General features: G+C 33.8%; 10 protein-coding genes and 1 pseudogene. 7 read left to right on the top strand and 4 right to left on the bottom strand.

All coding sequences use genetic code 11. The features are described from left to right. Nucleotides 1-4 precede the first annotated feature (4 nt). Nucleotides 5-3130, bottom strand: a complete 3126-nt coding sequence (locus BM179_RS07810; RefSeq protein WP_092014763.1) for an efflux RND transporter permease subunit — start codon at nucleotides 3128-3130, stop codon at nucleotides 5-7. A gap of 1076 nt (nucleotides 3131-4206) precedes the next feature. Here BM179_RS07810 and BM179_RS25795 point away from each other — a divergent pair. From BM179_RS25795 to BM179_RS07780, 5 genes are all read left to right on the top strand, one after another. Beyond that, a complete protein-coding gene (locus BM179_RS25795; protein ID WP_092014757.1) occupies nucleotides 4207-4428 on the top strand; it encodes a response regulator transcription factor in 222 nt (73 codons plus the stop codon). Between the two features lie 366 nt (nucleotides 4429-4794). Continuing rightward, nucleotides 4795-5964 (top strand): DUF4221 family protein, encoded by a 1170-nt coding sequence (locus BM179_RS07795; protein WP_092014754.1) that lies wholly within the window; start codon nucleotides 4795-4797, stop codon nucleotides 5962-5964. Further along, nucleotides 5921-6403, top strand: coding sequence for a hypothetical protein (locus tag BM179_RS07790; RefSeq protein WP_092014751.1), 483 nt, complete (start codon nucleotides 5921-5923; stop codon nucleotides 6401-6403). Before BM179_RS07795 ends, BM179_RS07790 begins: the two co-directional genes overlap by 44 nt. Before the next feature lie 83 nt (nucleotides 6404-6486). Beyond that, a complete protein-coding gene (locus BM179_RS07785; protein ID WP_092014748.1) occupies nucleotides 6487-7554 on the top strand; it encodes an efflux RND transporter periplasmic adaptor subunit in 1068 nt (355 codons plus the stop codon). Next, the gene (locus BM179_RS07780; protein WP_092014746.1) at nucleotides 7551-10592 is read left to right on the top strand and encodes an efflux RND transporter permease subunit; all 3042 of its coding nucleotides are present in this window, start codon (nucleotides 7551-7553) and stop codon (nucleotides 10590-10592) included. Before BM179_RS07785 ends, BM179_RS07780 begins: the two co-directional genes overlap by 4 nt. Before the next feature lie 249 nt (nucleotides 10593-10841). Here BM179_RS07780 and BM179_RS07775 read toward each other — a convergent pair whose 3' ends face one another. From BM179_RS07775 to BM179_RS07765, 3 genes and pseudogenes are all read right to left on the bottom strand, one after another. After that, complete coding sequence (locus BM179_RS07775) at nucleotides 10842-12398, bottom strand: Rne/Rng family ribonuclease (protein ID WP_092014743.1); 1557 nt, start codon at nucleotides 12396-12398, stop codon at nucleotides 10842-10844. Nucleotides 12399-13052: 654 nt separating this feature from the next. Beyond that, complete coding sequence (locus BM179_RS07770) at nucleotides 13053-13910, bottom strand: tetratricopeptide repeat protein (RefSeq protein WP_092014740.1); 858 nt, start codon at nucleotides 13908-13910, stop codon at nucleotides 13053-13055. Between the two features lie 60 nt (nucleotides 13911-13970). Next, nucleotides 13971-14276, bottom strand: a pseudogene (locus BM179_RS07765) (HU family DNA-binding protein); the annotation flags it as partial. A 268-nt stretch (nucleotides 14277-14544) separates the two neighbouring features. Between BM179_RS07765 and mutY the strand changes: the two are divergent. Then, complete coding sequence (gene mutY, locus BM179_RS07760) at nucleotides 14545-15612, top strand: A/G-specific adenine glycosylase (protein ID WP_092014734.1); 1068 nt, start codon at nucleotides 14545-14547, stop codon at nucleotides 15610-15612. Nucleotides 15613-15783: 171 nt separating this feature from the next. Further along, nucleotides 15784-16254, top strand: a complete 471-nt coding sequence (locus BM179_RS07755; protein ID WP_092014731.1) for a single-stranded DNA-binding protein — start codon at nucleotides 15784-15786, stop codon at nucleotides 16252-16254. Nucleotides 16255-16261: the final 7 nt, after the last annotated feature.

Genomic DNA, 16261 nt, shown 5'->3' with positions numbered 1-16261 from the left:
AAAACTAATTTTTCATTTTCAGAAATAAAGGCAAAAAAATCGGGATGACAATTAAAGACATCAATAAACCTCCAATAGTACCAACACCAAAAGCAAACCAAAATGGTTCTTTCTCACCATAAATCAAAAATGGGATAAGTCCTATAACTGTTGAAAGAACTGTTGATAGAATAGGTATAAGTTTATGATTAAAAGCTTTTATATATAAACTAAGGTCTGAGGAAAAAGGGCATTTTTCCCTCAAGATATTGTATTCGTTTATAATAAAAATAGCTGCGCAAACTACATTCCCACTTAATAATATAAAAGATGCGTAACCACCTTGGTCAAAATTGAAATCGAACCAGTAAAAGGTCAAAAACACTCCTATATATGACAAAGGGATAATGAGAATAAGTGCAAAGGGTTGAAGCAGCGATTCAAAAATAATAGCACAAATAATGTAAATGAGTATTATGACTAACCCTATTAGCCAATATTGCGTTTCTTTACCCTCGGGAAGCCAATTATAGCTTTGTTTCTCAGCTTTATAGCCGATCGGGGTAGTCCGATTGAATTCAGACAATGTTTTTTCTAAAAACTTTTCTCCAAAAACGTTGCTGCCAAAATATGTAAAACTAATTCTCCGTAAATATTGCTGGTTCTCTTTAAGAATTTCAGGCATTATTTTTTCTTTCACTATTTTTGAAAAACCACTCAATTTCACAATAGAAGAATCCAGCTTAAGTGCCATATTTTCAATATTCCAAAGGCTCATCTTCTGACTTTCCAAAGGAGTAATCTTTACAGGAATATACTCATTATTAACAAAAGAATATAAGTCTGGCGAGGGTTGAGCACTTAATTGAGTTAATAAATCTGTCATTTGTTTTTTGGGTACTTTTCTAATCGAAAGAATTCTATCATCACTTTTTAGTAAATATTCGTGAAGTAACTTACGGTTATACCAATACATACTGGTATTAATATTAACCTCCTGAATTCTCGGATGTTTTTCTAGTATTTCTTTAAGTTTAAGAGCCTGCCTTTCTAATTCGTCATAGTTATATCCCACCATTTTTACGTTAAAGGTAGGAGTTTCTGTTTCGTTTAGACTTTGATTAAAACCTTGCCCCACTCCAGATATATTCCATTCTATACCACTCATTTGCGCCGAAAGCTGAACCATCATATTTTTTAACCTGTAAGGGAAGCCATTTTCTTCTGCTTTTGTTGTAAAATAAATACGCATTGTCCCGTTCTGAGCATCATAGATATTGGTAACATATTTATCAATATCTTTAAACTCCCCCGCTTTATCCTCAAGCTCTCTAAAAACATCGTTTATCTGCTCTATGGTACTATTATTTGGTAAACCAGCATAAATATTTAAAACCGTCCGCTCTGTACTTTGAAAATAAGATGATTGATAGACATATTGAACAAAAAGTCGTAATGTTCCTCCTAAACATTTATTCAGCACCGGCTTTGCATTTTCCTGATACCATTCATTTCCTATGCATTTATTATAAATATTTACCGCAAAGAAAGGTTGAGCTATTTTATCTGGTAATAAAAAATACGGTATCCCAAATACCAGAATTCCGATTAAATATGTAGTCTTCTGATATTTTTTGAGAAATAAAATAATTTTTAAGTAGAATTGACTGATTTTCACTTTAAATCGTAGAACCCGGACTTTATTTCTTGTCTGCAAAACAACATTCTTTCTTATCCTTTCCATTACAGATGGAATAAAAAGTACGGAAACAGGCAGAGAAACCAATAATGTAATTAGCATCACAAGTGCAAAATCTGTAAGTGCTACACGATTCTCTTCCGGCAGAAAAAAAATCACAACAAGTCCGGCAATCGTTGTAAACGTAGCACCAAGCAAACTTATGAATACTTTGAGATTTCTGCAACGTTGATAATGTTCAATCATTACAATGGTATTATCAATGATGATACCAAGTGAAGTTGTAAGTGCAGCTAAGGAATATAGATGTATTTCTATTTCGAAAATGTAAAATAGTATAAAGGACAAAGCTAAGTTAATGACCAAACTTATTGATATTAAAGTAAGATACCACCATTTACGTATTGTAATCCAAATAAACCCTAATAAAATTAAAAGTGCCAGACATGCTTGAATACCTATTTTTTCAAGACTTTCAATTATATATTGGCTCGAATCTTCTTCTATAACCAATTGGTAGGATTGAGGGAGAGCATTTCTAATTTCACTTAATTTTCCTCTAATTTGTGATGACAATTGAATTTGATTTACGCCTTTATCCGCAGTAATTACAATATTCAACGTATTTTTTCCATTTACTCTATAAAATTGAGATACTGGTCGGGCTTGCTGATAGACCTTTGCAACATCCGTTAAATAAATAATACGATTATTTTGTTTGCCAATCGGAATTTTCCATCTCTCTTCATCTCGATTCTGATTATTCAGAACCACTCGAATCAATTGTCCGTCAGCATTTTTACTTAGCCCGATACCTTGCTGTTTGAAAGTCTGTTCTATTCTATCAACTATTGCCTTTTCATTTATATTTAAAGCATCTAAAAGCTGTTTATCATAAGAAACTATCCATTCTAACCTATTCCCTCCATAACTTTCTATTTTATAAATTCCTTTTACACTTGCTAATTTGGGATTGAGTTTTTCCTCAACATACCTACTTAATTCTTCTGATTGGCCGTTCCCACTTAGTTGCATAGTCATAAACGACTCCTGCTTTTCAATTCCTTCATTTGAATTGAGCTGAATGACCGGATAACCAGCTTCCTTTGGCAATTTCGGATAAAGCTGTCTAACAAGCATCGCTACTTCAAATCTTACTTGATCAACATTAATTCTTTTTTCGAGCTCCAACGTAACATATCCATAATTATACATTGACTGAGAGGATATTTTCTTGACTCCTTGTATTGTACTCAATGCACCTTCAATTTTAGAGGTAAGTTGTTGTTCAAGAACTTCAGGAGAAGTATTTGGTAAAGAAAATCTAACAACGATGCTCCCAACTGACTCAGTAGGATTAAGTTGAAGCGACAATTGTGATATCAAAGCAATCCCAACAAAAGACAAAAGAGTAAAAGCAAGTATGATTTGATAACTTCGGTGTTGAACCATCTTATTTAGTTAGTAGAAAGCTTCAAATGTAAAAACATTATGCAAGATTTTAAATAGGAAGTTTTCCTAATATGTTGAAATTGTATAGATTACTAGAATAACACAGGCTATCTCTTTAAAATATAATATCAACATATTTGTAAAAATCTTAATAATGCATTTGCAACAACCTACCAAATTATAAGTTCTATATCCTTACAACTGCCGAATTAGGGAAAAGAGTAAAACAGATTGAGATACATCAAATTATCATTTACTACCTGGCAACTCGTTTATATTTCTATTCCATTTTTCGCTACTTAAATCTCAATTCCTTATCGGAAAACATCTCATCAAAATCATGCTCTCCAAGCACAACAAGCCCCTTTTTCAGATTGCAGAGAAGAACTTAACTATAGTTTTTTACAGAAATGCGAAATAAAATCCTGTGTTACTCTGATTATACCCTGTAGAGTTGTATCTATTCCTCTTACAATTTGCTGATCGCCTATAACTTCTAGCGGTTCAAAGAGCTCACTACAAACAAGTATCTTATAATATGAACTATTATAAACTACCAGATTCGTCCTAACCAAAGCAGCGATATGCTTTGATTGGTAGTATATTATTAACAACAAAGACATTTCTCTTAGCAAAAAGGACATTTATAACAAACGGATTAGTTTTATCTTTCCATTACTATTAATATTACTAAACAATATAACCTACTACCAGCACACCCCTATTAAACTTAATTTTACACTTAATCAAAAGTTTAATAAGTATGTTAACATTTCAATACCAGGCTAGACTTAGCTTTACAATTCTCTTAGTGATTATTTTTTTCTTTTTGCTACAATCTGGAGTATCAATTATTCTCAAACCAACCATAAATATTCGGATTGACATAGACTAACTCCCTCGTTGTGAAATTGATGAGGCCATGTTAGATGCTAAGAATGAGGAAAAATCAATCTGATGTCTGCTCTTTAAGTTTAGCCCGCAAAATTAAATATCTAAATTCTATTTTATATATGTGCCTATAGATTCAACCAAGTTCTTACGGTTTTACCACCCATACAATCATTAATAATATTATGAATATATCTATTGATTCGCTTACCATACAAGAACGGAAGGTTCTTCTCCTCATTGCAAATGGCTATAAGAGTCAACAAATTGCAGATGTCTTATTTATAAGTACTCATACAGTAAAGAACCATAAAAGCAATATCTGCAAAAAACTCCAACTAAAAAGTACAACAGAGCTACTATGCTATGCAGTAAAATATTCAACCATATTGGATGAATACGAATGATTATTTAGCCTAGGAAAAATACCTGTTTTTTAGATTTTAAACCCAAATAGGCGTTTTTCCTATTGATTAAACTTTAAAGATTCTCCAGTTTTGAAATGTCATTTTTGACATTTCACTCTTTAAAAACAAAATTTATGAAAGTAAACAAGAAGCTGGCAAAGCGAGTAATGATTGTTGTTGCCCTTATTGGAGGTATTGTTACCATGTCATCTATTTTCAATGAAAGCTCAGCAAATCGTGCAGCAAATTGTCTTTGGGATGGATGCGAGTGTCCAACCAACGACCTTGGCAATTGTATGTGTGGTTAATCATCTCAAACCTTATAGCCTTGCATAATCAGGTAAGGCTATTTTCCTCTAATTTAATATGATGAAGTATCTGTCTTTTAGTCTAATAGCATTTCTATTTTGGCATTGTGCCAAAAATGAGAACAATAATAGTCAACATGAAATTTTGACTGTCACAGACAGCTTAAAGATTCCTGTAGGAGAAACCATCAGTGCGGAGGGGAATTATTATAGCTTCTTTAAAAGTGACACACTTACAGGGAAAGAAATACTGTATATCCCTACCCTGAAAAATGAACTTCTTTCCTATGACATTAATCAAGGAAAACAAGTTAGAAATTTGACATTTCAAAAAGAAGGACCTGATGGTATCGGAGATTTTTTTGTTATCAATGAAATCAATAATGATTCAATCATCTTGATAGGAAAGAATCATTATTCCATTTATTTAATGAACAGCCAGGCCAAAAAAATGGCTACTTTCTCCATGAAGGCCACTGGAGAATTAAGTACCAGGGAAATTTTTATTATGCCAACCTTAAGTTTATTGCATGCTGATAACAAGGTGATATATCAGGTTCATCCTGCGATACTTCTTAATGAAAAATCTGGGAAAAGATATTTTGATCTAAATGTGAAGGTATTTCTATCTCTCGATTTAAAAACAGGTATTTTCAGCATGCTTCCTGTCAAATTCCCAAATTTCATGGCAAACAAGAACGAGTATTGGGATATATTTCATTTTAAAACAGGGAGTGATTTATTGGGGAATAATTTAATTTATACTTTCTCAGGCTCAGATAGTCTATACTCCTATAATTTAAAAACAGGGCTTAAAAAACAAGTATCTGCTATTAGTAAACATGTTAGAAAAGGAAATGGAGTTTTTCAACGAAAATATACTACTGTTGAAGGGCTACTATCAGTGTTTGCAGAAAACACTTCCTATGTACAGGTGCTGGCAGATCCGTTCAGAAATAGAATATATCGGTTTGTAGCACATCATACTGATGAATGGAAGAAAAGCGGTAATCTTAATGATGTATTGATTTATAAACCATTCTCTATCCAAATATTTGATGGTGATCTTAATTTTTTAGATGAAACAGAGATCTTTTCAAAACAATCTTTTGATTTCATAGACGCTTTCGTCGGTAAAAAAGGACTTTATATTTCAAATAATCACCAGGCAAACCCTAATATTGATGAAAACTACCTGTCATATAGCATATTCTCTCTTAAAAAGTAAGGTTTCTCTTATTCTTTTTACTTCATTCCTACTTTCATGTAATAGAACTAAGGACTTTACAGTTTTAGATGCTCTTATAAATAATGGAGCAAAAATTGACCCTAATTTTAGTGGTTTCATAGTTTTGATCCCAAATCTTGGTTGCAGTAAATGTGTTAGTTATGGTATAAATTTCTCAAAAAAGAACATAAATAATAAGAACATCTATTTCTTCGTGACATCAGATTTCGATTTTAAAAAAACAAGAGCTAATTTTTCTGACAAGGAAGTATCTTCAAGTAACCTTATTTTCGACAGAAAAATGGACACAAAGAAAATGGAGTTAAGAAGTCTTTATCTTATAATATTTAAGCTGAAGGATGGAAATGTTTTATCAAAAGAAATTTTAGATCCGGAAAATGTTTTATCAACATTGGAAAAAATTCAACATCAAATATAAAAAGATGTTTATTTTTTAATGAAAGTGATAGTATAAATTGTTTTATTCCCTAACCTAAAATATAACCTATTGATTACCAATAAATGCAGACAACATTTTTAACCTATTTCAACTTTTACTTTTCCCTTTTCTTGTTTTTTTCTTGCCAAAAGAGTGAAAAAACAAACAATTTACCTATTGGCTCTTCTCATAAAGTGCCGGTTGTAAAAATTCAACAGATACAATCTAAGCCTTTTTTACTGCAACTTCAAACCAATGGAATTACGAAAGCGCAACAACAAACACAACTATTCTTTAAGCAAACAGGCGAAATCAATAGAATCAATTTCCCCAACACATCTGTAGTTAGTGCAGGACGTATTATTGCAGAATTAGATAATCGTAAAGAAAAATTATTGGTTCTGCAAGCTCAGGATCAATTTAAAAAAGCTTCATTCATTCTCAATAAATTGCTTATTGAATACGGTGGAAAAGACCTGGACACACTCAGTATTCCTTCTCGTGTCTTAGAAAATATCAAAATTCAAAGTGCTTACTATGAAGCTCGAACTGCTCTTCGTCATGCACAAGTACAATATGAGAATACATTTTTGAAAGCTCCATACACAGGGGTCATTACCAATCTTAAAACCAAAGAGCATAATCAGGCAAGTCTTTCAGAGCCTTTTTGTACTTTAATAAATAATAGTATTATGGCTATAGAAGCCTTCATACTTGAATCTGAACTTTCGTATGTTCAAATCGGTCAGTCCGTAAAAATTAAGCCTTTGGCTTACAAGGATAAAAACTATATTGGCAAAGTCTATGAAATCAATCCTCAGGTAAATCAGCAAGGCTTGGTATCTATTAAAATTAGAATACAAAATCCAAATAAATATCTATTTGATGGGATGAATGCTCATATCGTAATCGAAAAATCGCTATCTAATCAATTGGTTATTCCTAAATCGGCCATAGTTGAAAGATCTGGGAGGAAAGTCGTTTTTACTTATGAAAAAGGGCTTGCTAAATGGCATTATGTTTCAATTTCTCACGAAAATGAAACACATATGGCAATATCAGAGGGGCTAAATGCAGGCAATTGGATAATTCTAGATGGAAACCTCAACTTAGGGCATGATGCTAAGGTTGAAATTAACAAAGACAAATGATACGATTTCTTATCTTCCGTCCAATTGCTGTTCTTGTAACTACACTTTCTTTGGTAATCCTAGGGTTAATTACATTCCAACAAATACCCGTTTCTTTATTGCCCGATATTTCAGTACCTGAAATATCAGTTCAGATAAATTATCCCTCAGCTTCTGCTCAAGAACTTAATCAAACTATTACCAAAAGGGTTCTTAATCAATTACAACAAGTAAATCATTTGGATGATATTCAAGCAGAAAGCAGGGATGGTTCTGTCATTTTAAAATTAAGCTTTGACTATGGGTCAAATATTAATCTCGCTTATGTCGAAACCAATGAAAAAATAGATGCCATAATAAGTAGTTTGCCACGGGATATGGAGCGTCCATTAGTAATTAAAGCCGGAGCAACAGATATACCTGTTTTTAATCTAAATGTTTGGCAAAACAATTTATCCTATCCACTTCAGAAAAACGAATTAAAAACTAAAGAGGATTTTTTACTTCTTAGTGACTTTTGTGAAAATGTATTACGTAGACGCATTGAGCAACTCAATGAAGTTGCATTGGTTGATATAACAGGTTTATCAAAGTCTGAAGTAGTAATAACTCCGGATCAAGCAAAATTTCAGAGTTTAGGTATCGACGAACAATACTTGAAAAATGTTTTGCAAGAAAACAATATTGATTTAGGAAATTTTGCGGTAAAAGATGGACAATACCAATACAATATAAGGTTTTCTTCTGTTTTAAAAACTACTCAGGATATTGAAAATATATACTTTCGAAAAGGGGAAAAGGTCTTTCAGCTTAAGGAAATTGCAAGTGTAAAAATTCGAGAACAAAAATTAAATGGATTTTATACTTATAATGGTAATCGTGCTGTTTGCCTTTCGATAATCAAACAATCAGATTCGCAACTCTTAAAACTTCAGGAAGAACTAAGTCGTGAGATAAATCAATATAAAAAAGATTATCCGCAACTTTCATTCGCAATAAGCCAGGATCAAACAGAGTTATTAAATCTATCCATAAATAACCTCATCGGAAATATTCTTTTTGGTGGTCTTTGCACTTTCATAATGATCTTTTTTTTTATGAATGATTTCAAAACACCCATTATAGTAGGGATGGTCATTCCCGTATCATTAGCCATCACCTTTTTATGCTTCTATTTGTTTCATATTTCCATAAATATTGTCTCGTTAGCCGGGTTAGTTTTAGGAATCGGGGAAATTATTGATAGTGCGATTATAGTTATTGAAAGCATTGAACAATACAGAGAAGAAAATAACGATTTAGAAACATCTTGCATTAATGGGACACAAGAAGTAATTATTCCACTGTTTACATCTATTCTAACTAACTCCGCTGTTTTTTTACCTCTAATTTTTATGAGTGGTATCGCAGGAGCATTATTTATTGATCAAGCCCTCGCTGTCTCTATTTCTCTTGGTATATCATTATTATGTTCTTACACATTTGTACCTATCTTATACAGGGTATTCTATTTCAAACAGTATGAATTCAAACCCTATACTACTTTTCTAGGAAAAAAAACAGAACAGCTATATGATTGTTTTTTTGATATCGTCTTTAATTATAAAAAAAGTTTTTTTATTTTTTTTATAATTATTGGGATATTGGCAATCCCTCTTTTTCTAACTATCAAAAAACAAGGAATGCCGGTTGTTAGTCATAATGAATTGGAGACTAAAATAGACTGGAATGAACCAATAACAGTTGAAGAAAATGAAAAAAGATTAAAAGAACTAAGAAAAGTAATCCAAACAAAAATAATCTCTCAAAGTAATTTTATTGGACAGCAACAGTTTATATTAAATCGAGATTTGCAACAAAATTTCAATGAATGTTTGTTAATATGTAAAGTTAAATCTAATACAGATTTCGAGTATTTAAAAAATGAGATTATAACCTTTCTACAATCTAAATATCCTACTGCCTCAAGTAAGATAAGGGCTGGAAAGAATGTTTTTGAGCAGTTATTTAATACCAACGAAACACCTTTACGAGCAAAAATATCAAGCGATATTGAAGCAGATATCCCTGATATAAAATCCATTAACAGTCTCCATAATTTGTTTTTAAAAAACCAACTAGTAACCCCTCCTCCTGCCTTACAGAATAGAGTATATATAAAAATCGATCCTGAGAAATTATTAATATATGATGTAACCTATGAAACCGTTTACCAAAAATTAAAGACTATTTTTAATGAAAATACTATCGGAAATTTAAAATCAGAGCAAAAATATATCCCAATATTAATTAGTGATGATCAAAAAAAAACTTTTGAGAATATTCAAAATTCGATTGTAAATACTAAGCAAGGAAATTTCATTTCGTTAAGTCAGCTTATTTTGTTGACTACTAAACAAGATTATAAGTCTTATTTTCAGAGTAAGGATGGTAGCTTCATTCCGTTTGAATTTGATTCAGAAAAAGTTGAAGAAGACCAAAGAAAAATCAAAGAAATTGTTAATAACACTAACGATTTAAATGTTCATTTCTCGGGAGTCTTTTTCAAAAATCAAGCCCTCATAAGAGAATTATTATATATTTTATTGGTTGCAATCGGATTATTATATTTCATTTTATCAGCTCAATTTGAATCTCTTACACAACCATTTATTGTAATGTTAACGATTATTTTTGGTTTAACGGGAGCCGAGTTCCTACTATGGTTAGGGGGAAATAGCATAAATATCATGTCTGTAATCGGAATGATTGTTTTGATTGGTATTTTAGACAATGATTCAATCTTAAAGATAGATACAATGAATCGTTCTATTAATTCAATGGGATTATTAGATGCAATTAAAATGTCAGGTAAAAAACGTTTGAAATCGCAAATAATGACATTCTTAACAACGATTCTGGGACTTCTACCTATCCTTTTTTCGGGTGGCCTAGGTTCGGAACTTCAACAACCTTTGGCTCTTGCTGTAATTGGAGGGATGTTTCTTGGATTACTCATTTCTTTATCATTCATCCCATTAATTTATTGGCTTAGTAACTACTATAGTCTACAAAAATAGTTTTCTTTCAAAATAAACATCAATGCGGCTTTCCTTAAACATTATTTAATTAGCTCAGGTCATTTTTCAGCGATCTCTGTTCGAACCTTATCAAGCTAATACAGTTGTTTGATTTTCAATAATTTACACCAATATCTTTAACTTCAGCTTTCATATTAAAACCCTGTCTTTTCTTTAAAAAATTAAGCACAATAGAAACAAAAAACCCTGAATTCTTTCGTAATCAGGGCTTCTATAAATTTAAATATCTTATCCATTAAGCTCAATTTCTTCACCATATTTGTTGTGGAATTTAAATTCCGTCACACCAAGCGAAGTATCTTCAATAAGATTCACCCAGGTTTTGTATTTAAAGTACCATTTCATGCGAAGTGAAGGAAATCCTTTCGTGAAATAAGCGTGTAAAAACGGATGTAACAAAATAGTAGGCTTTTTCTCATTCTGTTTTATAATGATATGTTCAAGGTTATGCTCAATCACATCTGAAACAACGATACTTGCCGAAATTTTACCGGTTCCTCCGCAGGTCGGACAGGTCTCCTGAGTCTGAACATTCATCTCAGGACGAACTCTCTGACGGGTGATCTGCATGAGACCAAACTTGGTTAATGGCAAAATTGTGTACTTTGAGCGGTCGGTTCTCATTTCCTCTTTCATGATATCCTGAATCAGCTTTTTGTTTTCAGCTTTCTTCATATCAATGAAATCGATCACGATAATCCCGCCCATATCCCGTAGTCTTAACTGACGGGCAATTTCTTTAGCTGCTTCCCGGTTTACGCTCAGAGCCGTAGCTTCCTGATCTTCTTCGGTATTTGATTTATTGCCGGAGTTTACATCAATTACATGCAAAGCCTCTGTGTGTTCAATAATCAAATATCCTCCGCCGGGTAAACTTACCGATCTTCCAAAAAGCATTTTCAACTGCTTTTCGATACCAAATTGTTCAAATGCCTTCGTTTTTCCGGCATGTAATTTAACAATCTTCTCTTTATCGGGTGCAATATTGTGTACGTAGTTCTTCGCTTCCTGAAACAATTCCGGAGTATCAACAATGACACTGTCGAAATTCTCATTTAGTAAATCGCGAAGCATAGAGGTAGCCCGACTCATCTCTCCGATTACTTTGTCGCGTGGTTTAGCGTCTAATAAATTTTTGACACCCAGTTCCCACTTTGCCAGAGAATCTTTTAAATCCCGTTCTAACTCTTCTACATCTTTTCCTTCAGCGACCGTTCTCACGATTACGCCGAAGTTGGCTGGCTTTACTGATGACATCAATCGCTGCAGACGCTGACGTTCAGCTTTCGCCGTAATTTTTTTAGAAATATTAACTCCGTTTGAAAAAGGAACCAACACTAAATATCGTCCGGCGATCGAAATATCACATGATAACCGGGGGCCTTTCGTTGAAATTGGTTCTTTGACAACCTGTACTAAAATTGGTGAATTCTTTCCCAGAACCTTCTCAATTTTGCCCAGTTTATCAATTTCTGCTTCAAGTTTGAAATTGTCTAATCTGCCATTCTGCTGACGTTTGGCGATGACATCTTTCGTGAATTTGTTTAAGGAATTGATGTTTTGACCTAAATCATGATAATGCAAAAAAGCATCCTTTTCATAACCTATATCAATAAAAGCTGCATTCAATCCCGTTACCATCTTCTTGACCGTACCAAGATAAATATCTCCTACGGAAAAGTGTGGTTCTGATTCCTCAAGGTGATACTCCACAATCCTCTTATCCTGCAAAAGAGCTATGCGGTCACCTTTAGGAGTCGAATTGATGATTAATTCATTACTCACAGGTGATTGAAGGATTAGAAGTGTCTGGATCGATTAAACAGTAACTTATTGTTCAAAAGGCAATGTTATAAATTATTTCCTAGGGCAGGGACTTGTTTTATAAGGATTCTCTTAAAAGGTATTTCATTCTCAATTGTTATTTCACACAATTTTAAATCCGGGATTTTTCTTCCCGTTTTGTGATTTGAAACTGATAAACAAAGAGGTTTCAACTGGCAAACAAAATCCTACAAATCAAAGACTTACAGAATTAAAAATGTGCCTGATTTCGAACAATAAATTAAACAACAAAAACAGGCACGCTTTTCTGTGTAGAAAAGCAGCCTGTTTTCGAAAGTGATTAGTTATCAGTATCCGGTGCGTAGATTAAGCAATAAAACATTAAAAAATCTGCATCAGACGCTGGAAACTATGCACTATTTTTTCTTATGTCTGTTCTTTCTAAGACGCTTCTTTCTTTTGTGAGTTGCAATTTTGTGTCTTTTTCTTTTCTTTCCGCAAGGCATAACGTTTAAGGATTAAAATGTTTAAAATATTTTACAATGTTTTTTGAACAGCTGGCAAATTTTGTCCGGAACACTGAGTTTTGTTAAGAAAATCGGATTTACTTTACAATACACAAATTCTATATCAATTTGTTCACTTATTCGGAATTTACTTCAATTTTTCTAATATCTCATTTGCTGCAGATTTCTCGAGCGGGTCTTTCGTATTCTGAACAACTTTTTCTAAAATCTTACGAGCTTCGTCTTTTCTGTCCAACTCCGCAAAACAATAGCCCAAATTTAATGCCGCTTTTGTATTTGCAGGGTCAATTTTCAGAATTTGTTTGAAACGGTCAACACCTTTGCCAAACTGATTTGATCTGATTGCCAGAATACCAAGGTTAAATAACGCAGGTATATTGTCCGGATCCTGTCCAATAACTTCTCTCAATAAAGCAATTCCCTGCATTGGGGTTGCCGTAGAGACATAAGTCATTGCCATATTTGTTTTAACTAATAGGTTATTAGGATTTACAGTAAGGGCTTTCTGATAATACTCCCGAGCTTTCTCTCCCATCTTTGCACCCTTCTGGTCATTAAGTGAATAGGTAAATGCTTCGTAATAAAGGTTTCCGGCCTGAACCAAATGATATTCAGAAGGATCAATTTTTACAATAGCTTCAGCATAATGAGCCGCACTGTCGTACTTGGTATAGCTTACGAACTGTTTAATCAGGTTTTCAGCTGCTTTAATTTTTGACTGACTGTCGGTACTTTGCAAAAACCTGCTTTTAAGGCCGTCAATTGCTTTTTTCTGTTCCGGAGTCAGTGATGCGGCATGCATTTCTTCTGCCGAAGGGTTTTCCTGTTTCTTCAAACCGGCATCACGATTTGCAGTTTGCCCCGTTGTTTCAGCAGATTGCTCTAAATTCTTTTTCTCATCGCTTACAACTACTTTCGGAAGGCTGTACAGTACGCCAACCGTCCCTAGGGCAATTACTATTACAATAATAAAAGATTTTTTCATTAGATTTTAGAATATCCAGCGGTAAGGCTGTAAATATTACCGCTGGCCATCTCTTAGAATTTACTTTAACACAGTTGAAGTTTTAACTTGTTCTACGAAAATTTTCGCAGGTTTAAAACTTGGTACGTAATGTTCGTCGATTGTAATAGCGGTATTCTTTGAAATATTACGAGCAATTTTCTTAGCTCTTTTCTTATTAATGAAGCTACCAAATCCTCTCACATAGATATTTTCCTGGTTTGCAAGATTGTCTTTAACAACGTTGAAGAACGACTCTAATGTGCTTGCTACATCTGCTTTATCAATGCCTGTCTTCTCAGCAATTTCTGCAATTACGTCTGCTTTTGTCACTTTTTTACGAATTTTAAGAGTTGAATATACTGTTTAAATGATGGTCTTGTGTAACCCCCTGATTATTAAGGGGACACAAAGGTACGAGTTTGCTTTTAATTTTGAAAGCCCTGTTAAATATTGTATTAAACTTTTTTTCGCTAATCGCTTAATTTTTAGCACTTTCCGAAAAACAAGTCTTAAAATGATTCAATAAAAAGATGTATAACAACTACTTTCCGGCTTAACTTTGTACTATTGCTGGCTTCATCAGAACCATAATTTCAACCAAAATTTCATACCCTTGAACACTGATTTTTTTGCTCATAAGCTTATAAGCTGGTATAACCGTCATAAAAGAGACCTGCCCTGGAGAAATACCCGAAACCCTTACTTTATCTGGCTCTCAGAAATCATCCTTCAGCAAACACGTGTCGTTCAGGGATTACCATATTACCAGAAGTTCATTGAAAACTTTCCTACAGTACAGGATCTGGCCGCCGCTGACGAAAAAGAGGTACTCCGTTTATGGCAGGGACTTGGATACTATTCAAGAGCACGAAACCTGCATACGACTGCTAAAATGGTAGTCAGCGAATTCGGAGGTGTTTTTCCGGATACTTATAACGAATTATTAAAACTAAAAGGTATAGGGTCTTATACTGCTGCTGCCATTGCATCTTTCTCTCATGATGAAAAAGTGGCAGTTCTTGACGGAAATGTTTACCGGGTCTTATCAAGAGTTTTTGGTGTAGAAACAGATATTGCCGGAAAAGATGCGAAAAAGGTCTTTGGCAAACTGGCAACGGAATTATTACCCGACCAGCAGGTTAGTACTTACAATCAGGCCATCATGGAATTCGGAGCGATTCAATGCACTCCCGGACTGCCACAATGTATGTTTTGTACTTTTTCACCGGAATGTTCGGCAAATGAACTGGGGAAACAGAGCATGTTACCTGTTAAGTCAAAGAAAGTAAAAGTAAAAGAACGCTTCTTCCATTACTTTATTCTTGAAAAAGAGGGTCGCTTCGCCATGAAAGAACGAAACGGAAAAGATGTATGGTCGGGAATGTATGATTTTTATTTAACAGAACAGGAAAGCATGCAGGATCTTTCGGTACTTGCCGGAAATGATACTTTTATAGATGCTCTGCTCCGGGAATCAACAATCTCCGGTGAATCAGAAAAATATTTACATATCCTGACTCACCAGAGAATTACGGCTCAGTTCTGGCATATTCAGATTAATCCTGGATCGAAAATTGAACTTCCAGAGAACCTGAAGTATTATTCTCTGAATGAAATAGATGACCTGCCCAAATCAACCCTGGTCAATAATTACCTGAAACAATACTTTTTTGAAAAATAATCGCGACCGATAGCTCATCTTTAGCTTTTATTTGTTTCTATTATTTTATAAATTCACTTTTTGAAAGGATTCTGAGTAAATCGTTCTACATCCTGCACTGAATTACTCAAAATACTTTCTGGTAGTTTCTATACTTTTTAATTTAAACATTTTATAACATCCTTTAAAACAATGGCTGGAGTAAACAAAGTAATTTTATTAGGAAATCTGGGCGCAGACCCGGAAATCAGAACCTTACCAAGTGGTTCAAAAGTTGCATCTTTCAGTATTGCAACTTCGGAAGCTTATACCAATAAGGACGGACAGAGAATCGAACAGACAGAGTGGCATCGTATTGAGCTCTGGGACAATCTGGCCAATATTGCGGAACAATACCTCAGAAAAGGCAATAGTGCTTATGTAGAGGGTAGAATCAGAACTGAAGAATATACCGACAAAGACGGCATTGTAAGAAGAACTGTTAAAATCAGAGGAACAGCACTGACGCTTGTCGGAGGTAGAAATGATAATGCCGAGAACAATACCGGAGTAGCATCTGCGCCACAATCACAGCCGCAGTCATCACCCCGCCCGGCTCCGACACCTGCAAGTCCGCCTCCATCCGAGTTTAACAACGGTGGAGATGACGACCTGCCATTTTAAATAGAAG

The organism is Pseudarcicella hirudinis, from assembly GCF_900115665.1.
GTDB classification, from domain to species: domain Bacteria; phylum Bacteroidota; class Bacteroidia; order Cytophagales; family Spirosomataceae; genus Pseudarcicella; species Pseudarcicella hirudinis.
The sequence above is the reverse complement of the archived record's forward strand: the minus strand, read 5'-3'. Positions and strand labels throughout refer to the sequence as shown.

Coding starts and splice junctions, on each gene's coding strand:
- BM179_RS07810 (WP_092014763.1), bottom strand. CDS start 3,130: ATGGTTCAACACCGAAGTTATCAAATCATACTTGCTTTTACTCTTTTG.
- BM179_RS07785 (WP_092014748.1), top strand. CDS start 6,487: ATGCAGACAACATTTTTAACCTATTTCAACTTTTACTTTTCCCTTTTC.
- BM179_RS07770 (WP_092014740.1), bottom strand. CDS start 13,910: ATGAAAAAATCTTTTATTATTGTAATAGTAATTGCCCTAGGGACGGTT.
- BM179_RS07780 (WP_092014746.1), top strand. CDS start 7,551: ATGATACGATTTCTTATCTTCCGTCCAATTGCTGTTCTTGTAACTACA.
- BM179_RS07790 (WP_092014751.1), top strand. CDS start 5,921: ATGAAAACTACCTGTCATATAGCATATTCTCTCTTAAAAAGTAAGGTT.
- BM179_RS07755 (WP_092014731.1), top strand. CDS start 15,784: ATGGCTGGAGTAAACAAAGTAATTTTATTAGGAAATCTGGGCGCAGAC.
- BM179_RS07795 (WP_092014754.1), top strand. CDS start 4,795: ATGATGAAGTATCTGTCTTTTAGTCTAATAGCATTTCTATTTTGGCAT.
- BM179_RS25795 (WP_092014757.1), top strand. CDS start 4,207: ATGAATATATCTATTGATTCGCTTACCATACAAGAACGGAAGGTTCTT.